This is a genomic window from Limosilactobacillus sp., from assembly GCF_040772465.1.
Taxonomy (GTDB): domain Bacteria; phylum Bacillota; class Bacilli; order Lactobacillales; family Lactobacillaceae; genus Limosilactobacillus.
The window spans coordinates 262,662-289,094 of record NZ_JAXGYB010000001.1 but is presented as its reverse complement, the minus strand read 5'-3'; the positions used below and the strand labels follow the sequence as shown (position 1 = coordinate 289,094).

Genomic DNA, 26,433 nt, shown 5'->3' with positions numbered 1-26,433 from the left:
TGCTCAAATGAAGGTCATTATAGCAAAGACCACTTGCTAATGAAACAACTTTGGCTCGAACTTATCTTAAATCACTTAAGACTTCTTGATTATCATTGACAACTCGCGGGCTTAACGAAATAATTTAGAGTGAGATATTTTAAAGGAGAACCTTAAAAGATGCAACTCAGTAGTCAAGAAGCGCTAGTGTTATTGCGCGAACACGATCTGCTTGTCAAAGTCGTACATAATAAGACATTTACAGCTAATGATGTTCATTATGATTCCCGGCAGGTGACGCCGGGCAGTTTGTTTTTCTGCAAAGGACGGACTAAACCGGAATATTTAGCCAGTGCTCGGCAGAAGGGAGCTATCGCTTATGTTGCTCCGCAAGAAGACGCAGCCGGTGGCGATCTTCCGGGGATTATTGTCAATGATGAAGATAAGGCGATGGCATTGCTTTCGGCGGCTTTCTTTGGCTTCCCGCAGGATCAACTGTTTTTGATCGGCATTACCGGGACCAAGGGTAAGACGACGACTGCTTACTTTGCTTACGATGCCTTACGCAACCAGGACGGCAAGCAGGTAGCACTTCTTTCAACCGTCAATTCCGTGCTGGGTCCTAAGCCAGAAGATACTTTTAAGTCAGCATTGACCACGCCAGAATCACTAGATCTTTTCCGTGATATGCGGCGGGCAGTTGATAACGGCATGGATCACATGGTGATGGAAGTATCATCCCAGGCTTATCTGCGGAACCGGGTTTATGGCTTGAAGTTTGATGTCGGGATCTTTCTTAACATCTTCCCAGACCACATTGGGCGCAATGAACACCCGAATTTCGCTAATTACCAGTTCTGCAAAGAACAGCTGATGGTCAATTCCCGGCGGTGCATCATCAATGCCGACGATCCGCACTTCAAGGACTTTTACGCAACGGCTAAGTCGACGACGGATCCAGAAAACATCTTTGTCTTCGGCCGTCCTAGTGGCAACAGCGCTGTTCCGTTAGACTTTTCGTACGAAGATGACGGTGAAAACCTGCATGGTTCTAACTTTACTTTGAAGTCGCAATCTCAGCGCGCAAAAGACCTGGCAGTAGATGGTGATTACAACGTTGATATTGCCGGTGATTACAACGAAGGCAACGCAACGGCAGCTATCATCGCTAGTGGGATGGCTGGTACTAAGCCGGACGCAATTGCGGAAGCTCTTGAACACACGCGGATTCCTGGCCGGATGGATATGCTGACGACGAAGGATCACGGCACGGTTTACATCGATTACGCTCACGACTACATCAGTGTTAAGCGGCTTGTGGCTTTCTTGCGTCAGCAGACCCACGTTAGCGGCCGGGTAATCATTTTGCTCGGTGCTACGGGTGACAAGGGTATTTCGCGGCGAGAAGGCTTCGGTAAAGCCTTATCTGAAGAAAAGGCGGACGTTGCCATTCTGACGACGGATGACCCTGGCTTTGAGGATCCAAAGAAGATTGATCAGGAAATCGATAGCCATATTGATCATTCACGGGTCGGCAAGGTCGAATTCATTATGGATCGACAGGAAGCTATCGAACACGCTATTTCGCACAGTACCCCAGCTGACATCGTGGTCTTAGCCGGGAAGGGCGACGACCACTTCCAGAAGATTAAGGGGAAGAACGTTCCGTACCCGAGCGACATCACGGTAGCAGAGGATACTATTAAGAAATTGGAACATTAGTGAGCTGAAAACCAACCTTCTCGGAGCCCTGGTGGGATAGCCTAGGATGATCGTACGTAGCTATCCTTCCAGATAGGCTAGCTTCGCGTCGAAAGGGCTCGGTGGGTTTTCGCGATTGTGCTTAGTATTTGTCAAAATATGCAAATCATAGTATAAAATCCATGTTAAGATAGTAAAAAATTAATAAATTGGAGCAAAAGTAATGAGAGCATTTAAAGAGGTTTTGAGCTGGGTTATCCCAGTTGCTATTGGCCTGCTGATTGCATTATTGATCAACCAGTTCTTCCACTTTGTGCGGGTTGATGGTCCATCGATGCAACCAAACTTGCAGAATAACGAACGGGTTGTTTGCTACCGGCACGAAACGATTCACCGTGGCAACGTGATTGTCTTCAATGCAGACGGAGTTGACCCGCAGGTTTCTAAGAAGACGGATTACGTTAAGCGGGTTATCGGTTTGCCAGGCGACACGGTTAAGTCACAGAATGGCAATTTGTACGTCAACGGTAAGAAAGTTGACCAGGGCTACATCAGCCAAGTGCAACGCAAGCAAGGCACTGGCAACTGGACACTGCAGAGTATTTCTAAGCGTAACAACTGGTTGTCGCATAATGGCGCAACCAAGGTGCCAGCTGGTGAATACTTTGTATTAGGTGACCACCGGAGCGTTTCCAACGACGGCCGTTACTGGGGCTTCGTTCCTAAGAATAAAGTAACTGGGGTCGTCAAGGTCGGCTTCTGGAACAGGACACAGCCAGCACGGAATAACGTCAATAACCAGTGGAAACACTACTTCAAGTAAATATAGATTAGGCCTAACCGGGATGCTCAGGATGAGACTCGGTTGGGCCTTTTATTTTGCCAGAACCAATTTCTCGCGGCCCACGACAAAGAGGTTTACAATAAAAGAGTTATTACTTTAGCTAAGGAAGGGATTGTTTTGACAAAACATTCAGCACTCTCCAGTAAGGAGATTCAACAGTTTCACGATGACTTTGTTTCACGTGAAACATCACCAGTGATTGCCCGTGCCGTCATGAAGAACGGCATCAAGGCCAGCAGTGAAGACCCGAATATCAGCAAGCGTGACCACCGGGTGTTCAGCATTGAAGTGAAGACAGGCAAGGTTACTAACCAACGACAGAGTGGCCGTTGCTGGTCATTCGCTGCTTTAAACACCTTGCGTCACCACTTTGCACTGAAGTACAAACTGAACGATTTTGAATTGTCACAGAACTACCTCTTCTTCTGGGACCGGATCGAACGGGCTAACATGTATTTCCAAAACGTCATTGCTACGGCGGACAAGCCTTTCCATGACCGGACAGTGGACTTTTACGTTGCCACAGCCCTCGACGATGGTGGCCAGTGGTCCAACGCCGCCAGCATCATCGAAAAGTACGGGGTAGTGCCGGAATACGTGATGCCGGATACATTCAACACGAAGAACACCAGCGACGTTTCTGAAGTACTCCATGACATGATGAAGAAGGACGCCCTGGAACTGCGGCGGGCAGTGAACGAAAAGCACGCCAGTGATGATGAATTAGCCAAAATGCAACATCAGATGATGAGTGACGTTTACCGGGTTGCCGTGATGGCCTTTGGTGAACCACCGATGAAGTTTGACTTGGAGTACAGGGACGACGACAAAAAGTATCACCGTGATGCTGATTTGACGCCACTGGACTTCTATCACAAGTACTTTGACATCAACCTACATGACTACGTTCTCATCACCAATGCTCCAGATCACGAGATGAATAAGCTGTATTCAATGCCGGTTGAAGACAACGTGGTTGATGGGATTCCGTTGCAATTCCTGAATGTCCCGTTCCACTACCTGCAGGATCTGGCCATTAAGCAGTTGAAGGATAACGAAACCGTCTGGGTTGGCAATGATGTTCTCCAGCAGATGGATCGCAAACGGGGCATCATGGACGCACAGCTCTTCAAAGAAGGAGAATTGCTCGGTGTCGACTTCAAGATGAACAAGGCGGACCGCCTGGAGAGTCGGCAGGGAATGGTCTCTCATGCAATGACCCTGACTGGTGTGAACTTGGTTGATGGTGAGCCAAACCGTTGGAAGATCGAAAACTCTTGGGGCGATAAGAACGGCGACAAGGGTTACTTCGTGATGACGGAAGATTGGTTCAAGGACTACACCTACGAAGCCGTTATCAATAAGAAGTACTTGGATGATTCCTTGAAGAAGATCTGGAATTCTCAACCAGAAGAATTGCCGGCTTGGGATTCGCTGTGCTAGAACTAAATGAGTGTTTGTCTCACATTTGAACAAATAAAATAAACTGATTCTTCAAGGCTGGTGCCGCGGGGAATCAGTCGTTTTGGTTTAGCAAAAAAGCCAATTAAGGTTCCGTTGAAACTGGCTTAGTAATGGGTTATGATTAAGTTTCGGAATAGATGAAAAGATCGTTACAAAATTTGATAAATAAGGAAGATTAAAGTGAGTACAAACGTAAAATTTCAGCCCATTTTGTTAGGGACTGATTTCAATTGCTATGGTATGGCGCGTTCGTTTTATGCAGCTTACGGGATTAAAAGTATTGCCTATGGTGATACCCAACTAGCACCGACCCGCTACACCAAGCTGGTTGATGTGCGACTCCACAAGGGCTTCAACAGCAATCCTGGTTTTATGAAGATCATGAATCAGGTAGCTGAACACCTGGACCCCAATACTAAGTATCTGCTGCTCAGTTGTGGGGACGGCTACACCGAACTCATTTCTCAGCACCTGGATGAACTGAAGAAACACTTCGTTTGTCCATACGTTGACCGGCAGCTGTTCAAGGCTCTCGGGACGAAGGAAACCTTCTACCAGGCAGCCGACAAGTATGGCCTGCCGTATCCAAAGACCCGGATTATCACCAAAGAAGAGGTGGAATCCAAGGGCGCTGAAAACATTAAGCTGCCATTTGGCTTCCCGGTTGCTTTGAAGCCATCTAATAGTATCGAATGGCTGGATATCCACTTTGAGGGACGGAAGAAAGCCTACGTCCTGGATACCCGTGAACAGTTCAATGAGCTTCTGCCAAAGATCTACAAGGCTGGCTACAAGAGCGACTTCATCTGCCAAGACTTCATTCCTGGCGATGATTCCAATATGCGGGTGATCAACGCTTATGTTGACATGAACCACCACGTTCGGATGATCTGCTTGGGGCACCCGTTGCTGGAAGATCCGGCTCCGGCTGCCGTTGGTAACTACATGGCTATTTTGCCGGAAAAGAACCAGCAGATTTACGACCAAATCGTCAAGTTTCTAGAAGCCGTTAACTACGTGGGCTTTGCCGACTTCGACCTGAAATACGACCGGCGCGACGGCCAGTTTAAGGTCTTCGAAATCAACTTACGGCAAGGGCGAAGCAGTTTCTACTGCACGTTGAACGGCTACAATTTGGCAAAGTATGTCACTGATGACGTCATTTTCCACTTGCCAAAGAAGGACACGGATTACGCGGACGGCAACATGCTGTGGCTGGGATTGCCAAAGAAACTGTTCTACAAGTACGCTAAGGACAACAAGTACAAGCAACGGGCAATTAAGCTGATTGAAGCAGGCCAGTGGGGCACGACGGCTTTCGACAAGAATGACTCACTCAGGCAGCGCTTGCTGATGCATTACGCTTTCCACTTGATGAAAGCCGATTACGAGAAATACTTCGTGCAACGTTAAAAAGAATCAATAAAAAGAGAGGAAATAACTATGTGCGGAATTGCAGGATTCGTTAATGACAATGAACCTAAGGTGAAGGACAACGTTTTAAAGAACATGCTCGCACGGATTGTCCACCGTGGCCCTGATGGTGAAGGACGTTTTTCCGATAAGCACGCAGCTATTGGGATGCGCCGTCTCAGTATCATCGACGTACGCGGCGGTGACCAACCAATTTTTAACGAAAACAAGCGCTTAGCCATTGTTTTCAACGGCGAGATCTATAACTTCCGGCCACTGCGTAAGAAGCTGATCGACCTCGGCCACACCTTCACGACTACCACTGATACTGAAGTGATCCTTCACGGTTATGAAGAATGGGGCGCCGACGTCTGCAAGAAATTACGCGGAATGTTTGCCTTCGTCATCTGGAACCGTGATACTAACGAATTGTTCGGTGCCCGGGACCACTTTGGCATCAAGCCACTGTACTACGCTAAGATGAACGGCACCTTCATGTTTGGCTCAGAAATCAAATCACTGTTAGCTAACCCTGATTTCCATAAAGAACTCAACCGCGAAGCCCTCAAGCCATACATGACTTTCCAATACCCGGCTATTGACGAAACCTTCTTTAAGGGCGTCTTCCGGATTCCGGAGGGCCACTACTTCACTTACAAGGATGGTAAATTGACTACGACCCAATACTGGGATGCGGACTTCGATCCAAGTAACGAGACCTTTGACCAAGCCGTCGACAATATCGAAAATGTCGTTGACGACTCTGTTAAGGCCCACTCATTTGCTGACAAGACCGTTAAGGTTGGTTCTTTCCTGTCAGCCGGTGTTGACTCTAGCTATGTCACGGCTATGATGCGGCCCAACGAGACTTTCTCAATCGGTTTTGACCGGCGTTACGACGAAACCAAGGACAGTACGCGGCTAGCTAACTTGTTGAAACTGAAGAACAAAAACGGCAAGCTCACGGATTCCGAAGCCTTTCATACTTTCCCGAAGATTCAATACTACTTGGATGAACCAGATTCTAACCCGTCCGTCGTTCCTTTGTACTTCTTAAACAAGATGGTCAAGGATGCCGGTTACAAGGTTGTCTTATCTGGTGAAGGGGCCGACGAACTGTTTGCTGGCTATGAAGCTTATGGCTTTGACACCAAGATCAAGTCCATCCGCTGGATCACGGACCAACTGAAGAAGCTGCCACGTGAACGTCGTTACAAGATTGCACATTGGCTGAAGAACAAGCACTTCCACGGCCAGTTGCACCTGTACCGTAACCTGGCACCTGCCCGTGACTGTTTCATCGGCCAGGCTTACATCTTCAGTCCGGACGAAGCAGCTGATATTCTGAAGCCAGAATACAACTGTGGTCCAACGGTTAAGGAAATCATCGATCCAATCTTCGATAAAGTTGAGGATAAGGATCTGCCTGAAGTCGCTAAGAAACAGTACCTGGACATCCACCAATGGATGCCGGGTGACATCCTGTTGAAGGCTGACAAGATGAGTATGGCTAGTTCCGTCGAATTGCGGGTTCCGTTGCTCGACAAGGAAGTTATGCGGGTCGCTGGTCATACCCCATCCAAGTACCTCTTTAACTACAAGGACACCAAGTATGCTTTCCGGATGGCTGCCAACCGTCACCTGCCGGAAGAATGGGCAACCCGGCCGAAGTTGGGCTTCCCAGTTCCAGTACGGGAATGGCTGCGTGAGAAGAAGTACTATGATGAAATCCGTTCTGTCTTTGAAGAGGATTTCGTCAACCAGTTCTTTGACCAGGACAAGCTGCTGAAGCTGGCTGATGACAACTTCAATGGTAAGGTCGATGGCCGGCGGAAGCTTTGGACCATCTACACCTTCCTGGTATGGTACAAGCTCTACTTCGTCGATGATTACCAGATGGACGAGAGTGCACTGGATAAGTGCAAAGAACCACGGGTATACGTAGTAGGTTATTGATAATACTAAAGCGGATCGATTCGGCTTAATGTCGAGTCGGTCCGCTTTTTTAGTTAATCAATTTGCCGCGAACTAATAGCTGTCGAAAAGCGGCCAATGAATCAACCTGATTCATTGCTTGCACCCAATCGTCATCCTGCAGGCATTGCAGCAGCCGGCTGAGCACGCCGAGGTGTTGTTGCTGGTCGACGGGAGCGATGCCGACCACCAGCCTGATCTTCTTCGTCGATTTAGGAACGGTGATAAAAGGATAACGGAAGAGGGTGTAAGAGAAGCCCAGTTGGTTAACACCGGTATTCGGCGCGGCATGAGCGAGAAAAACGCCCTTGCCGATCGCCATGTTATCACCGTGTGTTTGGGTAAGCTTGATTATTTGCTCAGGGTACTTCGAACTCACCACTTCAGCTTGCACTAAGTCCGTGAAACTTTGCCGAATAGCGTTTTGCCAATCCATTGGTCGGTCGATGTAGTTGATTGATGTTGGGTGATCATCTTGATTTGTCATTATCGGCGCTTGCAGCTGGTTTTGCTGGTTAACGTAGCTGCGCAGAGCGGCTTCCAACTTGTTAGGTTCAACGATGCGGGCGTAGTTAGCGATGATATCCATTAAAGCCCCGACACTGATTTGTTGGTGGGTGACCTGTTTGAGCAGGCCGTTACTGACAAGGGCCTGTTCTATCTGTCGCCAATCTTTAGGATTAGGGATGACTGGAACCGTTAAGACACGGCAATTCTCTGGTTGTGGCAGGGGGACGGTGGATAACACCACCTGGATGTTTTTGAGTGAGACGTTTTCAAATTGGAAAGTATTATAGGGTCCGATAAAGTTAATGGTCGGGTAGTGCTGCCGTAGTTGACTGATCAGCAATTCCGAAGTACCGATGCCGCTAGAGCACACCACGAGGGCCGACTTTTTGGTGATGGGTTGACCAGTTGGGTTGCGCAAGGAACTGCTGAAATAGGTGGTGATGAGGGCTATCTCGTCGTCATTGAGCTTTTCGTGGACAATTTTATTGAAGGGCTGCATAACGGCACGGGTGATTTCAAAAGTCTCGCGGTACTGGTGCTTAATCTGTTTCAGTAGCGGGTTGTGGTAATGCAGGTGATACTTAACCCGGTAATAAGTCGATACCAAGTGGGTTGTCAGACCCTCGACCAGTTGCCCGGATTGGGTTGGTAGGTGGACGCCCGTCAAGTTGTTAAACCGTTTGATAATTTGGCTGGTGACGGGACGCAACTGCTGAATTAACGGGTCTTCAGGATCGACTTGGCGTAGTGCCTGGATGCTAATAATTTCATCAAGAAAAGCACTTTCTCCATGATTTTGAAAAATCCCGAGATCATTAAAAAATGAACTGGCCCAGACAACGGTCATCGATGGGCAGTCCGATTCTGATTTTGGCATTGGTAGGAGGGTATCAGGGCGATTTTTCAGGCGTTCAATGGTCCACTGGATAAAAATGCTTAGTAATTTGAGTGCGTGTTCGGTGAAGGATTTAGCGGTAATTTCTTCAAGGATCTGTAGCTGCTGTTCGTATAGGGAATGCGGAGTGTAGGTGATATGAGAGTTAATGAGTTGGGCCAGGTGGTCGAAGTGGCTAAAAACCCACCGTCGCTGAATCTTTTCTGGTGCTTTGACGGCTTTTCCTTGCCGGGTGTTGGTGATAATTAGGTCCTTAGCGCTTGTTTCTTTGATTTTTTTGAGATCAGTAATGATGGTGTTTTTGCTGACACCGAAACATTTGGCTAACTGGTTGAGTGAAGTATAGCGACGCGAGATCAAGGCAAAGACCATCAATAATTGTCTGTCGTCTTGCCTTAAGTGCGGGAAATAAAAATGCTGGTGGAATAGTTGCTGAAAGGACTTAGCAGGCCTCGCTTGTTGGGCCCGGGTGGCAAGAGCCTCTTTGGTGTCATCCGGTAAGATGTAACCTGCTCCCCGTAAGTTCGTGATCCCGTCTAGTCCCTTATCGTTGAGTGCACTGTTGAGGCGTTTAATTGTATAGTAAAGGCTGCGGCGTGATAACTGCAGCCTTTCTTCTATTAGGTCGATGGGCAAAGGTTCCGTACTGTCACTGAGCACTTTGACCAGTGCTGTGGCGTGCTTAATGTCGTCGATGGACATAGTGTAATCCCCCTTTTGATTGTTTTTAGTTTAGTGCAGTTTTTGCACTAAAGCAAGTGTTGTGGTTGCACTTGTGAGCGTTATCATTTTCCCATATCATATTAACTGTAAACGAAATGAGGTGATGACTTGGCAGTTTCTTACTTAACTCCAGCCACAGTTCAATTAGCCGATGGTCAAGGCTTAGATTGGACAGGTGCCATCAAGTTAGCTGCGCAGCCGTTAATTGATAACCACAGTATTGGTGCAGATTATGTGCAATCGATGATTGACGTGGTTAAGAAACAGGGACCGTATATCAATATCGGGGCCGAAATTGCGTTGGCCCATTCACGACCGTCAGAAAGTGTAAAAAAAGTTGGCTTGTCACTCTTAAAGTTGACTCACGATGTCAACTTGGTCGATGACCAGCACCCAGTGAAGTTGTGGTTTGTCTTAGCCGCTACTGATGATCATAGTCACCTAGAGGTCATCAAGCAGTTGACGCAGGTGCTGATGGATCCAGATAAAAACAAGCAGCTTTTAGAAGCAACAACTAAAGAACAAATTCTTGCAGTTTTCAACCAATAGAGGGGGAAATGATTATGAAGTTTGAAGCACTATGTCAAAGTGGACTCGGTAGCAGTTTTATGGTTCAAATGAACATCAATAACATTTTGAAGCAGGAAAACGTTAAAGAAAATATTGAAGTCAGCCACTCCGATGTCGGCAGTGCAACGCCGGACCAAGCCGACTACTTCTTTATCGACCCGACCCTGAAGACGGCAGCAGGCAGTCTTCCTGATGACCGGGTGATCGTCTTAAATAGCTTGGTTGACGCTAACGAACTGAAGGAAAAGGTCAATGCCATTCTGGACAAGGAAGGCATTAGCCACGACTAAGTTTAGCCGCCGATTAAGAGGGGGATATCAATGAGTGCACTATTAAATATTTTCCAGAGTATTGCGACGACCCCAGCGCTGCTAGTTGGGTTGATCGCTTTGCTGGGGCTGCTGCTTCAAAAGAAGTCAGCCACTGATGTTATTCAAGGTTCCATTAAGACCTTTGCCGGTTTCTTAATTCTGACCGGTGGGGCGGGAATTTTGAGTAATGCCTTAACGCCTTTTGCTAAGATGTTCAAGTTTGCCTTAGGTGTTCAAGGGGTTGTCCCGAGTAACGAAGCCGTGGTGGCCATCGCCTTAGTTAAGTACGGTTCCACCGCTGCTCTGATCATGCTGGTCGGGATGATCGTGAACGTCTTGCTGGCACGGTTTACCAAGTTCAAGTACATTTTCTTAACTGGTCAAGCTATGCTCTACGTTGCCTGCTTTGCCGCGGTTGTTATGGTTTCTGCCGGCATGGGTTCTGGTTGGAAGACCATTCTGCTTGGCGGCCTCTTTGAAGGAACGCTGTTCACTATCACGCCAGCCCTTTGTCAGCCGTTCATGCGCAAGATCACCAAGGGTGATGCCGTTGCCATGGGGCACACCGGTAACATCGGTTACGCTATCGCTGGTCTGTGCGGGAAGTTCTTTGGTGACAAGAAACACGATACCGAAGACATCCAGTTCCCAAAGGCACTTGGCTTTATGCGTGACTCAACCGTTTCAATCACCATCGTGATGGCCATTGTTTACATCATCTTGGCCATCATCTGTGGACCACACTTTGTTGAACACAGTTTGAGTAAGGGTACAAACTACATTATTTACTCCATCGTTCAAGCCGGGACATTTGCTGCTGGTTTCGCCGTTGTCCTCCAAGGTGTACGGATGATTTTGGCTGAAATCATTCCAGCCTTCCAAGGGATCGCCCAAAAGCTGGTGCCAAATTCCAAGCCAGCTCTGGACGTACCGATCATCTTCCCGTACGCTCCTAACGCTGTTCTGCTGGGATTCCTGGTATCATTCTTCGTTGGTACCATCTGCATGTTCATTATGGTCGCAATGCACACGACGGTGATCATTCCTGGTGTTGTCGGTCACTTCTTCTGTGGTGCCGCTGCTGCGATCTACGGTAACTCCATGGGTGGCCGTCGTGGTGCGATCATCGGTGCTACGATCAACAGTATCATCATCAGTTTCTTGCCACTGTTCGTTCTGCCTGTCCTCGGTGACCTGAAGATGGCTGCTTCAACCTTTGCTGATACTGACTACCTGATTCCAGGGATTGTCCTTGGTAAGCTTGGTAATATGGGTTCTACTGCACTGACTATCGGGATTATCGCCTTTACGGTGATTGTGGTTCTGATCAGCCTCTTCATGAAGAAACCTAGCAAGGCTGCCACTAAGTAGTTGGATGATCTAAGATAATAAACTATCAAACTGAGATGGCTTGATTGCAGAATTTCTGTGATCGAGCCATTTTTAATATCATTGATTGGGACACCTGTCGTATAATCAACTATGTCAGAGGGGGTGCTCAGTTTGGAACGGATCACGGAACGGCCATTGATTACCATTACGAACATCATTTGGAGCTTTAACCGTCAGGATCGTCATCCCCAAATTCTCTTGATTAAGCGGGCAGATGATCCTTTCCGTGGCGTCTGGGCGCTGCCGGAGACCTTGCTACGCAAGAGCGAGGATGCCGACAGTGCCTGTGTGCGGTTGATCAAAGAAAAGATCGGCCTAACCTTGCCAGCTAGTTCGACGGAGCAGTTAGCGACGTTTACTGCACCAGACCGGACACCTGGGGAGCGGTTCCTGGCTCTAGCTTATATGACTTTTCTGCCGACGATGCCCCATTTGAACCCGGGATATGGGGCAACTGAAGCACAATGGTTTAGTTTAAATTACCAGGGCAGTGATTATTATCTGCAACATGACCAAATCTGCTTAAAATTAGCAAGGGGCACCCGCAGTTTGGCCTTTGACCATACTGCCATTATTACTACCGCGTTGCGGCGGATTCGCAATAAATTGGATTACCAGCCCAATATCTTGAAGATCCTTGGCCCCACCTTTACTCTGCGGCAGGCCCGGGAAGTATATGCGTCGTTTTGGCAAAAGAAAGTCGACCAGATCGACAATTCTAACTTCCAAAAAACCCACCGTCGTCTTTTCAGCGAAGCCGGGGTGGTCGACAAGCCTAAACACTCGGGACGACCACCTAAGTTATACAAGTTACGAAATTAACAAGCTATATGAAAAGTGTTACAATTAATTAGGTTATAAATTTTGGAAACGCTTTTTATTTTTTTAACAGGATTAAAGTACATTTTACTTAAATAGTGGAGGAGTTTAAAAATGACCCACGAATTACTGACAGATATGTATGAATTCTCCATGGCAAACGGCTATTATGAAGCCTTGCCGCATGATCGACAGGCACGTTTTGATGTCTTCTATCGGCGGGTTCCAGATCAAGGGAGTTTTGTCATTTCGGCTGGCTTACAACAAGTTTTGGAAGAAGTGAGCCAGTGGCACTTTACGAAAGATGACCTGGATTACTTACGCTCACTTAATCACTTTTCTGATGGCTTCTTGGACTATTTGGGGAAGGCCAAGAACGAATGCACCATCAAGGCTTTGCCGGAAGGGACACCAGTGTTTCCGCGCGAACCAATCGTCAGTGTCTGCGGTCCGTTGATCGAAGCCCAGTTACTGGAAACGCTGATTCTGAACCTCATCAACCACCAGTCCTTGATTGCCACTAAGGCACGGCAGATCGTCAATGTTGCCAACGGTCACGCAGTGATGGAATTTGGTGCACGACGGGCACAGGGACCAGATGCCGCTACCTATGGCGCCCGGGCAGCCATCATCGGTGGTTGCGGCAGTACTTCTAACGTGCTGGCTGGGAAAGAATTTCACGTCCCAGCTGTCGGGACGATGGCCCACGCCTGGATCGAAAGTTTCCCGGATGAGCTGACAGCCTTTCGTGAATGGAACAAGATTTACCCAGATACATCTTCTTTGCTGGTTGATACCTATGACGTCATCAAGTCGGGGATTCCGAACGCCATCAAGGCTTTCAAAGAACTGAAGGCCCAGGGCCACAAGCCATTGAGCATTCGGATCGACTCCGGTGACATCGCCCAGCTGTCGATCGAAGCCCGGAAGATGCTGGATGATGCTGGTTTGTCCGAAGTAAAGATCACGGCTTCCAACGCCCTGGATGCGCAGGTTGTCAAGTCTTTGCTCGACGAAGGTGCACCGCTGGATAATTTCGGGATCGGTGAAAAGCTGATCACCAGTTCTTCCAGTCCGGTCCTCAGTGGGGTCTATAAGATGTCTGAACTGGAAGTCGATGGTAAGTGGCTGCCAAAGATCAAGCTGAGCAACACCCGTGAAAAGATCACGCTGCCAGGCAACAAGCAGGTTTACCGTCTGTATCACAATGGCGATCACCACAGCGCCTTTGCGGACGTCATTGCCTTGGCAGACGAAAAATTGCCGGACACAATCGAAGCCATCAATTCAGATCCGAACGCGGTTGATGTCAATGTCAAACTGACTGATTTCAAGGCTGAACCATTGATGAAGACGATGCTGAAGCCGGGCGAGAAGCCAACGACGAACGGTGATCCGTTTGCCATTCAGCATTACGTAAAGGAGCAATTGGCACACTTGCCGAAGACGACCCGTCGTCTGGTCAACCCAAGTTTCTATCCGGTTTACCTGACACCTAAACTGGCCCAGATGCAACAAAAGCTGATTGACCAGCACCGCTAAGATGCGTTAAATTGAAATAGTATTAACAACTGACTGTCATCAAAATGGCTTAAACCATTGATGGCAGTTTTTTGAAATTAGGAAAGTGAATTTATGAGGTTTTATACTTTAAGCTACATCCAAAATCACCAGGCAACGGATAAGACGGTCATCACGTCTTTGATGTTAGTCGCTGCCTTTGCATTAGTGATCTTTGCCTTCTTGTACCTGCGCGATCGTTTGAATTCACGTTATCGGGATTTAGGGATTATTGCCTTGCTCTTTTTGATGCTGTTTAGTGGCACGCAGTACGAAAGGTATATTCAGAACAACCACATCAAGTCTCAAGCAGCACAGATAGTGCCGTTTATTAAGTCTGTAGCCAAAGATAATCATGTTTCAAAAAAAGATGTTCTGGTCAATTCAACAACTTTGCAGGATGGGTTAATCGTCAGGATTAATTCGCGTAAAGAAGATTACCAGCTACACTTAAATAACGACAATAATAGCTATACTCTGACCAAGGCTCACGTCGTCAATCACCACGTTTATATTGAGAGGTAGAGAATTTTGGTGACATTAAATTATACAGATCTCTTCATCAAGTTTTTCCTAGGCATGTTCACTCTGATTTTGCAAATTAATCTTTTTGGCAAAAGCAACATAGCGCCTACTAACGCAATGGACCAGCTGCAAAACTATGTCCTAGGTGGGATTATGGGTGGTATTATCTACAATCCCAACATCACGATCCTACAATTCCTGCTGGTTTTAATTATCTGGACTTTGGTTGTCTTTATCCTGAAGTTTGCGCGTGACAACAGTGTTAAGTTCCGCAATTTGATTAACGGCAAACCCGTTCAAGTGATTAAGAATGGGCGCGTGTTGGTCGACAATTGCATGAAAGCGGGGCTGTCGGCTAACGACCTGATGTTTAAACTGCGTAGCCAAAACGTCTTTTCGGTAGAGCAAGTGAAAAATTGTATTTTTGAACAAAATGGTCAGTTGACCGTCATTGAAAACGATGAGGCTAACATTCGTTTTCCTCTGATCAGCGATGGGTCCGTCAACGTGGATGTATTGGAATTGATTCATCATTCGCAGGACTGGCTGGATCGACAAGTGCAGGCAGCTGGCTTTAATGACGTCGACGAGATTTTCCTCGGTGAGTACGTAAATCATAAGGTTCATTTAATCGGTTATAGCAATAAGGGACGATAAGGTCCGGTAAAATTGATGAACGGTTTGGGTAGGAAACGCTGCTCAAACCGTTTTTTTAGCAAAAATTAATAAAAATGGAAATTTATGGTTGATATCCTTCAGAGAGTATTAGATAATCTACATCGTGAAGATTATATCTGTGGATTGAAGAATCCGCTTACAAAGGGGGGGATGATCGATGGCGCAATCGCGAACCCTGAACCAGGAAAAAGTGGTTCAGGCAGCTACTGAGATTGCCAATAAAGATGGCCTTAGTCAATTGACAATGACTAGCTTAGCGAATTACTTGGGGATTCGGTCCCAGTCACTCTACCACTACGTCAAAAATCGGGAAGATTTGATTTCACTAGTAGGGGCGAGTGTCTTACGGCGGATCCGTGAACAAATTGTTCAACAGATTGTGGGCTTGTCGGGCAGGAAAGCTTTGCTGGCAATGGCTGATCGGCTTCGCGATGAAATGGTCAAACTGCCATTTATGGCGGGGATTTTCTATTCGATGCGTGGATTGCAGGGTGAGACGCGAATCCATGATGAGATCGTCAATTATCTGGATTTAGTCAAACAGATCGTGCAGGCCGATGGGAAAGAACCGATGGAAGTGCGACCACAAATGCTGGTAGGGGCGGTTTTTGGTTTCATTTTTTTAGATTCATTTGCCTTAACTGATAATCAACCATCAGCAGAAGAGCGCAAGCGTGAGTATGAAGTAATGATTATGCGGCTCATTACTCCTTGCAACGATAAAAAAGCCGCTAATTAAGAAAGAAGATGAGATTGAATGAATTGGTTTAGGCGTCACCACGTCGGCGGATTATTAGCATGGATTATTCTGGTAATTGCAGCCATTATTCTTCTGCCAGACGTCAACGCATTGACCAGGGCTCACTCCAATATCAGTCTGCCAAGCAACGTGCAGAGTGAAGTTGCTAACACGATGAAAAACAATTGGGGTCACGGGTCCAAGAATACCTATGAAGCCGTTGGGGTTTTTAACAACGGCGATTCCGCAATGACTCATACTCAGGTTAAGCGGGTTAAGCACACGATCAACTACTTGAAGAGGCATAAGAGCAAGTACGGGATCAAGAGTATGACCGCGGCCTACGACAATTCCGCAACCAAGAAGCAGTTGATATCCAAAGACAAATCAACTGTTTTGGTTCAGATGAACGTCAGCAAGAGTCATGATACTGTTTCTAACGAAAACAAGTCACTGATGAGTGCGATGAAGACGACGGGCCTCAAGACTTACGTCACGGGTTCGCAGATCATTCAGGATGACTTCTCTGGGGCAATCCAACAAGGATTGAAGAAAACGGAAGCTATTTCTGTTATCTTTATTTTCGTAGTTCTGGTACTGGTCTTCCGTTCACCGATCGTTCCACTGGTTTCATTACTAACGGTTGGGGTTTCGTTCATTACGTCCTTCAGTTTGGTGACTAACTTAGTCGACAAGTTTAACTTCCCATTCTCTAACTTCACCCAAGTCTTCATGGTGATCGTTCTGTTCGGGATTGGGACTGACTACAACATCCTGCTCTATAACAGGTTTAAGGAAAATCTTGGACTAGGGATGAAGACCTACGACGCCGCAATGGACGCGCGGTGGCGTGCCGGCCATACCATTTTGATGTCTGGCTCATCACTGCTGATCGGTTTTGCGGCCCTAGGTTTAGCACGATTCTCCGTTTACCGTTCGGCCGTCGGTGTGGCCGTTGGTGTAGCTGTTCTGCTGGTTGTTCTTCTTACTTTGAACCCATTCTTTATGGTGACGTTAGGGAAGAACATGTTCTGGCCATTCAAGAAGTTTGAAGGCGAATCAGCTAGTCGCCTGTGGCACTTCCAAGCCAGCAGGTCACTGAAGCACCCAATCATCGCTCTGGCACTAGTACTGGTAATTTTGCTGCCGTTTGCATTTACTTCCCAGCACCCGCTGGACTATGATGATGCGGCCGAAATCGCTGACAGTACGCCATCAAAGCATGGTTACCTCTTAGTTCAGCAGCACTTCTCAAAGGGGACCGCTGAACCGTCTGAACTGTACATTCAGTCAAACCACCGTCTTGATAACCAGAAAGACCTCATGCTGATCGATAACATTACTGGTCAGATTCACAATAGCAATGGTGTCAAACTGGCATCTTCTGCTACCCGCCCGAGTGGTGCTAAGATTAAGCGTCTGTACGTTAATAACCAATTAGGGACGGTTAATAAGCAGCTGGGCAAGGCTAACCGGGGTGTGAGTCGGCTGACGGCTGGTAGTCAGCAGATGGGTACAGGGATTACCCAGTTGTCTGCCGGAAGTCAACAGTTGGTCGATGGATTAACCCAGTTGAGTCAACAACTGAACGCTTCGATGTCCGGTTCTAGTGCTGCTCAGATTGCTCAGCTGGAGCAAGGACTGCCACAAATTAACAGTGGTATCCAGCAACTGAACAGTGCCTTGAATAACGCTGGTGGATCGATTGATACGGCCGGTCTTACCAGCAATCTGCAAAATGTTGGTACTCAGGCAACCGTGATCGGCAACAACCTGACGCAAGCTGGCAATACTTTGCGAAGCCTGTCTGGTTCTAGCGCCAGCCTCGATACCAGTTCAGCTATGTCCGCTTTCCAGAGCGCAGAATCATCAGCTCGATTAAATGACCAACAGAGATCTGTCATGGAAGGCGCCATGCGTCAAATCATGTCCAGTGCTGCTAGTTCCGCTAGTGGTCAACAAGCTTCATTGGCTGGACGTTTACAGTCAGTCGCTGCTAACATCCAAGCTGCCGGTGCTGCTGACCAGAGTTTAGGCAACTCTATGCGGGCCGTTTCTGGTTCTGCTTCATCACTTGGTGGCCTGACTAGTCAGATTGCTACTTTACGTGCTTCTGTGGCTCAATTGGCAGCTGCTTCTAATGTTGCCTTGCCAGGTGCCACTACTGCTTTGCAAACATTGACTGGTGGTTTGACGCAAGTTCAAAACGCCGTTAGTCAGGGTGCTGCCGGTGCTCTCCAACTGAATACCGGGATTAACCGGTTGGCTGCTGCTTCTCCACAACTGACTTCTGGTCTGCAGCAGTTGAATAAGGGCTTGAACTCCGGTTCTAATTACCTGGGTGGTTTGCAGAGCTCAGCTGCTGCTAAGCATCTCTACATTCCAAGCTATGTTCTGCATGGCAAGACCTTCCGGCCATCGATTCAAACTTACCTGTCTAGCGACAAGAAAGCTGCGCGGGTCGTTATTGTTTACAATTCTGATCCAAACAGTTACACGGCTACTGACCGGGCTAACTCCCTGGCTTCAATGGCACGGAAGTCACTGAAGGGGACGGACCTTGGCCACGCCCGGATCGCCATGGGTGGTCAGTCTGAACGGATTTACAACATGCGTAAGACTGCTGGTTCTGACTTTATGCGGACTGCAGTGATCATGCTGGTCGGAATTTCTCTGGCTCTGATGCTCATCACCCGTTCACTGCTTCAGCCTCTCTATATTATGGGGACGCTGGTACTGGCTTACCTGTCATCACTGTCTATCAACCACTGGTTGGTTCAAGTGTTCATGGGTCGCGACATGCTGACGTGGAACACACCATTCTTCAGTTTCATCATGCTGATTGCCTTAGGTGTGGACTACAGTATCTTCCTGATGCGGCGTTACCTGGATTACCAGGGTGAAGAAAACAATCCTAACAAGAACATCGTGCGAGCATGTGGTAACATCGGGACGGTTGTTATTTCAGCTGCTATCATCCTGAGTGGTACCTTTGCTGCCTTGATTCCATCAGGGATTCCAACACTGATCGAAGTTGCCATGACCGTGATCGTTGGTCTGATCATCCTGGTATTGATCATGCCAGAAGTCATGACTAGTGTTGTTTCACTAACTTATGGCAATCCACTGAACAAACAAGTAATCAATAAGAATCCGCAATAAAACTGCTAATTTTTGGCTAAACTAAAGCGACCCGGATAGCATCATAGCTATCCGGGTCGTTTGCTTTTTCTAACTACGACTGAAAGCCGCCATTTAGCAATGCCAACTTCCGGTCTAGGTTAGATCATTGGGCTCTCTGTGTGCATGGTGTCGAACTTCTTAACGTGCTCCACAATGCAGAGCCCTAAGTATCTAACTACGCCCGAAAGCCGCCATTTGGCAATGTCAGCTCCCGTGCTAGGTTAGATCACCGGGCTCTCTGTACGCATTGTGTCGCACTTCTATATACATTATAAATTCGGGTCCATCTTGAAGGTGAGCTTCGATAGACTAGCACCGTCCGTCAAAAGCTTCATGATCAATTGCTTGATCCGCTGGTTGTAGTGGCTGACGATTTCGTGGTTCACACCAGTCAGGTAGTTGGTCAACTCACTGCCAGTTAAGCCAGCACCCTTAACGTGCTCATCGACCGCCGCCAACTTGGTCCGTGCCCAGGCATTGAGCTCTTTCTTCATAGCCACGTCATCTTCCATGTACTCTTCATAATGCGATTCAACGATGGTAGCGAGGGCTTCGTTAAGCCAGAAGGCACTCTTCCAATCCATCGTAGGAGTTAATTTCCGGTAGGAGGGGTCAGTGTCCGTGGCGTTAGCGTAGAACGGTACGTATGGGCAGAAACTCGGCACCCCAAATTCAACCCACTGGTTAGCCGTGGCATTAGATTTCTTGTCATTAGTTGCGTGGTTGCGAACCTGAAGAATATGTGATTGTGCCGTCCGCGACAGCGAAATTGAACGGTAGATCTTGCGCTCTTCTTCGGTACCGTTGCCCAGTGGGTCGAAGCGGGTTTCGTTGTAGTGTGATCCTAGGATGTACTGGATGTCTTCGACACTGATCTTACGCTCTGGCTTCCGGATAAACGGCATTTCGGAGTCTTCTGGTGCTTGACCAGCGGCAGCCTTCGGGTTCAGGTAGCGTTGGGCAAACCAAACCCGTGGCGTGTTGTAGTGCCGATCTTTTTGGGTATCAGTACCAAAGATGTGACGGAAGTTCCATTGGTCATCATCAGGGTTGAGTTGGTGGTTAGCGACGAACTTTTGAATATTTGGGGCCCACATGTAATTGTCTGGATCTTTGAAATCAATTTGCTGGATGGCGATCTGGTTGGCAGCAACCGCGTAGCAATCATCAGGGATGCGGATCGCAACCCACTGGTGACCGGTGGCAATTTCCATATACCACACCTCGTCTTTGTCGATAAACTGGACACCATTGCCTTCAGCGGAACCATACTTAGCAACTAATTTGCCCAGGTATTCGACCCCTTCCCGGGCGGAGTGAATGAATGGCAAAACCAGGGTTGTCATCGAGTCTTCGGCCAGCCCATTTTTGACGAAGGGATCATAGCCAAGCACCCGTTCATTAGCGTAGACACTTTCGGTAGCACTTTCGCCGATGTTGGCCTCGTTAAAGCCGTCTTCTTCATTGGGACCAGCAGACTGATCGGCACTCGGCGTGGCGGTGTAGCGCATGCCGTCAGTTGGCAGTTTGACCGTCAGTTGATTATAAGGCGAGACGTAGGTTTTGTCGCGCCCGTGGACAGCTGGTTGAACCAAAAAACGCTTGCCTTCGATTGCCTTGACCCGGTCTTCATTCCGGCTGATAAAGGTTGAACCGTCAATCGAGGCCTTTTTACCTACCATCATTGAGGTACAAGCTGAGTTGCGAAAACGTGTCATTGGATCAGAACCTTTCTTTAAATCGCTTTCAATACACACTTTAATTGTACACAATCCTGGTAGGGGGTGAATCCACACAAATTGACAAATCTGTCGGATGGCCTTATCGTGAAAATTTAGATACTTATTGAAAGAAAGTAGGATTCTTACCAATGCCACAGAATAAATTAGTTGTCATTTCACTAGATTCAATGGGTTTTAACGACCTTGATCAGTGGGCAGATTTGGCACCGCATCTTAAGAAATTGCGTGATCAGGGGACTTGGGTAAAACATGTTCGGGGAATTTTTCCGACCCTGACTTACCCGTCCCACACCTCGATTATCACTGGCCAGTACCCGGCAGTTCACGGCATCGTTAACAATACAAAACTGCAGCCGCAACTCCTCTCACCGGACTGGTATTGGTACCGGCGTGACGTCAAGGCAGCTACTCTTTACGACTTAGCTAACCAAGCGGGGATGACGACGGCAGCTTTTCTGTGGCCAGTGACTGCCGGCAGTAAGATTACCTACAATATTTCTGAAATTTTTCCTAACCGCATCTGGACCAACCAGGTATTGGTATCGTTGAAGGCTAGTTCGCCGTGGTTTCTGTTACAGATGAACCATCGCTACGGTCACCTGCGTCATGGAATCAAGCAACCGTGGCTGGATGACTTCGTGACGGCGTGCGCGGTCGATACGTTGAAGAATAAAAAACCAGATCTAACACTCATCCACCTGGTTGATATGGACAGTATGCGTCACCGCTTTGGAGTACGGTCTACTGATGCCCGGGCTGCTTGGCAGCGTCTGGATCGACGCATAGCGAAGTTAGTGCAAGCCACCAAAGAAGCAGGAACTTACGATCACACGAACTTCGTTTTTCTCGGCGACCACTACCAGATCAACGTTCATAAGATGATTCACCTGAACATGCTCTTTGAGCATCAGGGATGGTTGCGATCGTATCCAGATAAGCCAACCTACCATAAGGATTGGCAGGTGACGGCAAAAACCTGTGATGGCGAAACTTATGTTTACGCACGCGACGGTGTAGATTTAGCCAAAGTACGTCAATTGCTCGAAGGTACCGAGGGAGTTGCCCACATCTACTCACAGAAAGAGGCGGCTAAGCTCGGTGCTGATCCACACTGTGCCTTCTTGGTAGAGGCTGAGCGGGGATACTACTTCACGGATGAGGTTAACCGGCCGGCAGTAGTAGAATCGGTGGACCCAACGTCATTAGGGACGCACGATCGGTATCATGGGGTTCATGGCTACGGCCCCAACCAACCAAACTACTACACGACAGCCGTCTTCGTGGGTCCGGACGTCAACCAAGGGCGTGTCATCGATGAAGAAGCCCACCTGGTCGATGAGGGACCGACCTTTGCCAAATTGTTGGGCTTACACTATCCACAACCGACAGCCGGCCACCCGATTGCTGGCGTAGTGAAGGAGGGGGAGTCCTGATGAAGTTTTCCAAACAGCAGTGGGGATGGATTTTCTACGACTGGGCAAACTCTGGTTATGGCATCCTGGTGACCACGGCGGTTTTGCCCGTATATTTTAAGGCCGTGGCCCAGTCTGCCGGGGTTAGTGCTAGCAATTCAACAGCCTACTGGGGTTATGCCAACAGTGTTGGAACCTTGATTGTTTCCTTACTGGCGCCCCTCCTGGGTACGATGGCAGATTACCCGCACATGAAGCGGCGCTGGCTAAACGTCTTTACTTGGGCGGGGATTATCCTGACCCTCTGTTTAGCCGTCGTGCCTGCTAAGCTCTGGTGGCTTCTATTAATAGTCTATATTTTTGCCAGCATCGGTTATTCAGGCGCCAACGTTTTCTATGATAGTTTTTTGACTGATGTTGCTGACAATTCGGAAATGGATGCCGTATCGACCACTGGCTATTCGATGGGCTACCTGGGTGGTGTGCTGGCCTTTCTCATTTTCTTAGTACCGGAACTGACTCATGGCCTGGGTGGTTTGATGTCGTCAGTGGCAATTGCTAAATTCAGCTTTGTGCTGGCTGCGGTATGGTGGATCATCTTTGCTTATCCCTTGTTGAAGCATGGTCATCAGCAGTACACGATGGGCGCGGTGGATCATCACTTTACCGATAGTTTACGGCGGTTACGGCAAACCCTCCGTCACCTTAGCCATTATCGGCAGGCTTGTTGGTTCCTGGTGGCCTATTTCTTCTACATCGACGGGGTTGACACGATTTTTACGATGGCAACTTCGATCGGTAAGGATATGGGAATGAAGACGGGGATGTTGATGCTGGTCCTCTTGATGGTTCAGCTGATTGCGGTGCCATTTTCTTTGCTTTATGGTTGGCTGGCCAACCGCATCCAAACCCGGAATGCTCTTTTAATCGGCATCCTAGTTTACGTTATCATCTGCCTGTCGGCACTGCATTTACATACTTTAGTCGGTTTCTGGGGGCTGGCTGTCCTCATCGGCACTAGCCAGGGTGGCATCCAAGCCTTGAGCCGGTCCTACTTTGGCCGTTTAATTCCCAAAAATTCTAGTAATGAATTTTTTGGCTTCTATAATATTTTAGGTAAATTCTCGGCCATTATCGGACCGGTCATCGTGGGAATCGTGACCCAGTTAACCGGTCGGTCAACGCTTGGTGCGGGATCGCTGAGTATCCTTTTTCTGATCGGACTGTTGATCTTCTGGCGTTTGCCAAAATTATCTAAATAAACAACAAGAGCATGACAGCGAAGCTGATGAGGCTTTGGGGTCATGCTCTTTTCATTAGGAGGTCAATTTTATTTACCGAAAGATTTTAATAGCTGATACAAGTAATAGCTGCCTTGACGATAGTCTTCTAATCGAATGTTTTCGTTAGGGGAATGTGGATCACTGCCCGAATAGTGAATCCCAACCAGCACGATTGGTAAGTTGAGTGCTTTTTGGAAAGCTCTGCCAGGACCGCCTCCGGGCATATCAGGAACTAACAGGTAATTATCATCTCCATACACTGTCTTAGCAGTTTGCTGGCAAAGTCGAACAAAGGGATCTGTTAAAGGAGTTAAGAAAGCTTCTTCACCAGCAGCGTAAGACATTTCGACGTCGGAATAACCGTTGTGGTCTAGCTGTTTACGGATAAGATCAAAAATGTGATGAGGTTTCTGACCTGCAAAGAGACGACAATCAAGTTTAGCACGAGCATTGTGGGGAAGGATGGTTTTATTGCCTTGTCCTTCAAAACCGGAAGATAATCCGTTGATGGTGAGAGTACTGCCTTGCACCAGCGCTCTTTTGGGATTCTTAGTAATAAAGGGACGTTTTAAGCCATAATGTTTCTTAATGCGCTCGGCGTCAAAGTCCATCTTATCAATTGCGTCCTTGGTGGGGTTGTCTAGTGGAACAACGTCATCGTAGAAGCCATCGACGTCAATATTTCCCTGGTCGTCGAGTAATGAGTTCAGTGCTTTCACAAGACGCCATGCAGCATTGTCGATATAACAAGCTTGGGAGGAATGGATGTCTTTATCGGCGGTAGTTACTTTCATGTCAAAGGTGAAGATGCCCTTCATACCGCAGGTGACTTGGAAGCGATCACGTTCATTTTTGGTACCACCTTCCCAGATACAGGCGTCTGCCTTTAGGTCGTTTGCGTGTTTAGCAACGTAGTCATCGATATGGGGACTACCAATTTCTTCTTCCCCTTCTACAACAAATTTCAGGTTGCAGGGAAGGCCACCGTGTTGCTGGTAATACTTGACGATAGAGAGGCGGGACATTAATTCACCCTTATCATCACTAGCACCACGTGCGAATAGTTTGCCATCTTTAATTGTCGGTTCAAACGGTTTGGTGTGCCATAGATCAAGAGGTGCCTCTGGTTGAACGTCGTAGTGGTTATAGAAAAGAAGCGTTTTAGCTTTGCCCACACTAAATTCTGCAAAAATTACAGGATTTCCGCCTAACTCGTTCCACTGTTCGATTCGGTTTGCACCTAAATCCTTAAAGGTCGATGACAGCCAGGCAACAACTTCAGGAATGCCGCGATTTTCCGTCGAAACACTGGGGATTTCAAGATAATGTTGAACGTTGGCGAGGTCGTCTACCACAAACTGTTGAACTTCGTCCTTTTGATTAGCCATTATTGTGACAATGCCCCCTTATTAAAACTTCCGTGTTCCGTGTTGGAAGACTTGCTTATCCTTTTGTTGAACGGCCTTAACGTCTTTCAATGGGTTGTCTTTCAAAACGAGGAAGTCGGCAAACTTACCTTTTTCAAGGGTGCCATAGTCATCATCAATTTTCATCAGAGTGGCTGAGCCTACGCCGGCTGATTGCAGTGCTTGGAAATTAGTCGCACCAGCTTGAACCATTAATTCTAATTCTTTTGGAGCATAAGCAAAGCGGTCAAATGGACAACCAGCATCTGTCCCGAAGGCTAGTTTGACACCCGCCTTGAAAGCACGACCGGTATTAGCAAACCAATCTTTCAGGAACTTGCCGGCTTTGTCGAGCATGTATTGAGGCACCTTGCCTTCGCCATATCTCATCAATGTCCATGGGGCAACTAACGTTGGTGTTAGATATGTTCCCTTATCTAACATCAATTGAATGTCGTCATCGCTAACGAAAGAACCGTGTTCGATTGAATCAACACCAGCGAGAATGGCGTTATGAATCCCGTTGCCGCCTTCAGCGTGTGCCGCAACAGTCATGTGTTTGGAGTGGGCTTCTTCCACGGCCGTCTTCATTTCTGCGACCGTCAATTCAGTGTCATCGATTTGGTCGGTAGCTGACATAATACCACCAGTCGACATTACTTTGATGTTACGTGCTCCTTCTTTGAAGTTTAGACGGACGGCATGCCGCATTTCATCGTTTGAGTCCACCAGATGCCCCCAAGTTGTTTGGGCGTTTTCACCTTCGACAAAGTCCGCGTGGCCACCGGTAATACACATCGGACGACCAGAAGCCATAATGTTAGGACCCGTGAATGGATGAGCCTTGCGATTCTTTTGGAGTTTAACATCGATATCAAAAATACAACCACAATCACGAATATAGGTTTGGCCTGACTGGAGAGCTTCGCGTAAGTTAGCTAGAGCCTGCAGCGTGCCTTCCGTTTCACTAATGTAGTAAAGCTTATTGGTGAGGGCGTTCATAAAAATATGTGTATGCGCGTTAATTAAGCCGGGCATAACATATTGACCCTTAAGATCTACCACTTTATCTGTGGCCGGAGCATTATCTGTTCCAATGTCTTCGATTCTGCCTTTTTCATTGACAGTAAACCAAGCATTGTTCAGTAGTTGATCCTTAGTGCCTTGGAATAAATTGACATTGGTGTAAGTAATTGTCATATAACCACTCCTTAAAAATTAGAAAATTCTAATGTTACGGAACATGCATTTAAACTAACACTAATTTATTTTAAGTGCAACCCCAAATTAAAAGCTCTTAAAATTGAGTA

20 protein-coding genes are annotated in these 26,433 nt (G+C 47.5%); 16 read left to right on the top strand and 4 right to left on the bottom strand.

Annotation, left to right across the window (positions count from 1 at the left end; translation table 11 throughout):
- The first annotated feature begins 159 nt into the window (after positions 1–159).
- The 5 genes from AB3114_RS01200 (at position 160) to asnB (ending at position 7,357) form a co-directional block, all read left to right on the top strand.
- Positions 160–1,701 carry a UDP-N-acetylmuramoyl-L-alanyl-D-glutamate--2,6-diaminopimelate ligase gene (locus AB3114_RS01200; RefSeq protein ID WP_367341439.1) on the top strand — a complete coding sequence of 514 codons (1,542 nt, stop codon included), beginning with the start codon at positions 160–162 and terminating at the stop codon, positions 1,699–1,701.
- 202 nt (positions 1,702–1,903) lie between these two features.
- Positions 1,904–2,503 carry a signal peptidase I gene (gene lepB / locus AB3114_RS01195; RefSeq protein WP_367341438.1) on the top strand — a complete coding sequence of 200 codons (600 nt, stop codon included), beginning with the start codon at positions 1,904–1,906 and terminating at the stop codon, positions 2,501–2,503.
- Positions 2,504–2,641: 138 nt separating this feature from the next.
- A complete protein-coding gene (locus AB3114_RS01190) occupies positions 2,642–3,967 on the top strand; it encodes a C1 family peptidase (protein WP_367341437.1) in 1,326 nt (441 codons plus the stop codon).
- A gap of 201 nt (positions 3,968–4,168) precedes the next feature.
- On the top strand, positions 4,169–5,401 hold the full coding sequence (locus AB3114_RS01185; protein WP_367341436.1) for a carboxylate--amine ligase: 1,233 nt from the start codon (positions 4,169–4,171) through the stop codon (positions 5,399–5,401).
- Positions 5,402–5,431: 30 nt separating this feature from the next.
- Entirely contained in the window at positions 5,432–7,357 is a 1,926-nt protein-coding gene (asnB, locus tag AB3114_RS01180) for an asparagine synthase (glutamine-hydrolyzing) (protein ID WP_367341435.1), read from the top strand.
- A gap of 49 nt (positions 7,358–7,406) precedes the next feature.
- On the opposite strand, the gene AB3114_RS01175 is transcribed toward asnB, so the two are convergent.
- Positions 7,407–9,482, bottom strand: coding sequence for a PRD domain-containing protein (locus tag AB3114_RS01175; RefSeq protein WP_367341434.1), 2,076 nt, complete (start codon positions 9,480–9,482; stop codon positions 7,407–7,409).
- 129 nt (positions 9,483–9,611) lie between these two features.
- Between AB3114_RS01175 and AB3114_RS01170 the strand changes: the two genes are divergently transcribed.
- The 9 genes from AB3114_RS01170 (at position 9,612) to AB3114_RS01130 (ending at position 19,259) form a co-directional block, all read left to right on the top strand.
- Entirely contained in the window at positions 9,612–10,052 is a 441-nt protein-coding gene (locus tag AB3114_RS01170) for a PTS sugar transporter subunit IIA (protein WP_367341433.1), read from the top strand.
- 14 nt (positions 10,053–10,066) lie between these two features.
- Entirely contained in the window at positions 10,067–10,363 is a 297-nt protein-coding gene (locus AB3114_RS01165; protein ID WP_367341432.1) for a PTS sugar transporter subunit IIB, read from the top strand.
- A 30-nt stretch (positions 10,364–10,393) separates the two neighbouring features.
- The gene (locus AB3114_RS01160) at positions 10,394–11,755 is read left to right on the top strand and encodes a PTS ascorbate transporter subunit IIC (protein ID WP_367341431.1); all 1,362 of its coding nucleotides are present in this window, start codon (positions 10,394–10,396) and stop codon (positions 11,753–11,755) included.
- 111 nt (positions 11,756–11,866) lie between these two features.
- Positions 11,867–12,598 (top strand): NUDIX domain-containing protein, encoded by a 732-nt coding sequence (locus AB3114_RS01155; RefSeq protein ID WP_367341430.1) that lies wholly within the window; start codon positions 11,867–11,869, stop codon positions 12,596–12,598.
- Between the two features lie 111 nt (positions 12,599–12,709).
- A complete protein-coding gene (locus AB3114_RS01150) occupies positions 12,710–14,137 on the top strand; it encodes a nicotinate phosphoribosyltransferase (RefSeq protein ID WP_367341429.1) in 1,428 nt (475 codons plus the stop codon).
- A 93-nt stretch (positions 14,138–14,230) separates the two neighbouring features.
- Positions 14,231–14,680 carry a DUF3290 domain-containing protein gene (locus AB3114_RS01145; protein ID WP_367341428.1) on the top strand — a complete coding sequence of 150 codons (450 nt, stop codon included), beginning with the start codon at positions 14,231–14,233 and terminating at the stop codon, positions 14,678–14,680.
- 9 nt (positions 14,681–14,689) lie between these two features.
- On the top strand, positions 14,690–15,337 hold the full coding sequence (locus AB3114_RS01140) for a DUF421 domain-containing protein (RefSeq protein ID WP_367341589.1): 648 nt from the start codon (positions 14,690–14,692) through the stop codon (positions 15,335–15,337).
- 178 nt (positions 15,338–15,515) lie between these two features.
- Entirely contained in the window at positions 15,516–16,097 is a 582-nt protein-coding gene (locus AB3114_RS01135) for a TetR/AcrR family transcriptional regulator (protein WP_367341427.1), read from the top strand.
- Between the two features lie 18 nt (positions 16,098–16,115).
- On the top strand, positions 16,116–19,259 hold the full coding sequence (locus tag AB3114_RS01130) for an MMPL family transporter (RefSeq protein ID WP_367341426.1): 3,144 nt from the start codon (positions 16,116–16,118) through the stop codon (positions 19,257–19,259).
- Positions 19,260–19,549: 290 nt separating this feature from the next.
- On the opposite strand, the gene AB3114_RS01125 is transcribed toward AB3114_RS01130, so the two are convergent.
- Positions 19,550–20,998 carry a C69 family dipeptidase gene (locus AB3114_RS01125; RefSeq protein WP_367341425.1) on the bottom strand — a complete coding sequence of 483 codons (1,449 nt, stop codon included), beginning with the start codon at positions 20,996–20,998 and terminating at the stop codon, positions 19,550–19,552.
- A gap of 152 nt (positions 20,999–21,150) precedes the next feature.
- On the opposite strand from AB3114_RS01125, the gene AB3114_RS01120 reads away from it, so the two are divergent.
- Together AB3114_RS01120 and AB3114_RS01115 are read left to right on the top strand one after the other, a co-directional pair.
- Positions 21,151–22,455: an alkaline phosphatase family protein gene (locus AB3114_RS01120; protein ID WP_367341424.1), complete on the top strand. Its 1,305-nt coding sequence runs from the start codon at positions 21,151–21,153 to the stop codon at positions 22,453–22,455.
- Complete coding sequence (locus tag AB3114_RS01115; protein ID WP_367341423.1) at positions 22,455–23,696, top strand: MFS transporter; 1,242 nt, start codon at positions 22,455–22,457, stop codon at positions 23,694–23,696. Before AB3114_RS01120 ends, AB3114_RS01115 begins: the two co-directional genes overlap by 1 nt.
- A 68-nt stretch (positions 23,697–23,764) precedes the next feature.
- On the opposite strand, the gene AB3114_RS01110 is transcribed toward AB3114_RS01115, so the two are convergent.
- Both AB3114_RS01110 and AB3114_RS01105 read right to left on the bottom strand, forming a co-directional pair.
- Entirely contained in the window at positions 23,765–25,105 is a 1,341-nt protein-coding gene (locus tag AB3114_RS01110) for a M20/M25/M40 family metallo-hydrolase (RefSeq protein ID WP_367341422.1), read from the bottom strand.
- A gap of 21 nt (positions 25,106–25,126) precedes the next feature.
- On the bottom strand, positions 25,127–26,323 hold the full coding sequence (locus AB3114_RS01105; RefSeq protein WP_367341421.1) for an amidohydrolase family protein: 1,197 nt from the start codon (positions 26,321–26,323) through the stop codon (positions 25,127–25,129).
- Between the last annotated feature and the right edge of the window lie 110 nt (positions 26,324–26,433).

What these genes read in the sequence shown, in the direction of transcription:
- AB3114_RS01200 (WP_367341439.1), top strand. Translation starts at nt 160, where the DNA reads ATGCAACTCAGTAGTCAAGAAGCGCTAGTGTTATTGCGCGAACACGAT.
- lepB (WP_367341438.1), top strand. Translation starts at nt 1,904, where the DNA reads ATGAGAGCATTTAAAGAGGTTTTGAGCTGGGTTATCCCAGTTGCTATT.
- asnB (WP_367341435.1), top strand. Translation starts at nt 5,432, where the DNA reads ATGTGCGGAATTGCAGGATTCGTTAATGACAATGAACCTAAGGTGAAG.
- AB3114_RS01175 (WP_367341434.1), bottom strand. Translation starts at nt 9,482, where the DNA reads ATGTCCATCGACGACATTAAGCACGCCACAGCACTGGTCAAAGTGCTC.
- AB3114_RS01165 (WP_367341432.1), top strand. Translation starts at nt 10,067, where the DNA reads ATGAAGTTTGAAGCACTATGTCAAAGTGGACTCGGTAGCAGTTTTATG.
- AB3114_RS01160 (WP_367341431.1), top strand. Translation starts at nt 10,394, where the DNA reads ATGAGTGCACTATTAAATATTTTCCAGAGTATTGCGACGACCCCAGCG.
- AB3114_RS01155 (WP_367341430.1), top strand. Translation starts at nt 11,867, where the DNA reads ATGTCAGAGGGGGTGCTCAGTTTGGAACGGATCACGGAACGGCCATTG.
- AB3114_RS01150 (WP_367341429.1), top strand. Translation starts at nt 12,710, where the DNA reads ATGACCCACGAATTACTGACAGATATGTATGAATTCTCCATGGCAAAC.
- AB3114_RS01145 (WP_367341428.1), top strand. Translation starts at nt 14,231, where the DNA reads ATGAGGTTTTATACTTTAAGCTACATCCAAAATCACCAGGCAACGGAT.
- AB3114_RS01135 (WP_367341427.1), top strand. Translation starts at nt 15,516, where the DNA reads ATGGCGCAATCGCGAACCCTGAACCAGGAAAAAGTGGTTCAGGCAGCT.
- AB3114_RS01130 (WP_367341426.1), top strand. Translation starts at nt 16,116, where the DNA reads ATGAATTGGTTTAGGCGTCACCACGTCGGCGGATTATTAGCATGGATT.
- AB3114_RS01125 (WP_367341425.1), bottom strand. Translation starts at nt 20,998, where the DNA reads ATGACACGTTTTCGCAACTCAGCTTGTACCTCAATGATGGTAGGTAAA.
- AB3114_RS01120 (WP_367341424.1), top strand. Translation starts at nt 21,151, where the DNA reads ATGCCACAGAATAAATTAGTTGTCATTTCACTAGATTCAATGGGTTTT.
- AB3114_RS01115 (WP_367341423.1), top strand. Translation starts at nt 22,455, where the DNA reads ATGAAGTTTTCCAAACAGCAGTGGGGATGGATTTTCTACGACTGGGCA.
- AB3114_RS01110 (WP_367341422.1), bottom strand. Translation starts at nt 25,105, where the DNA reads ATGGCTAATCAAAAGGACGAAGTTCAACAGTTTGTGGTAGACGACCTC.
- AB3114_RS01105 (WP_367341421.1), bottom strand. Translation starts at nt 26,323, where the DNA reads ATGACAATTACTTACACCAATGTCAATTTATTCCAAGGCACTAAGGAT.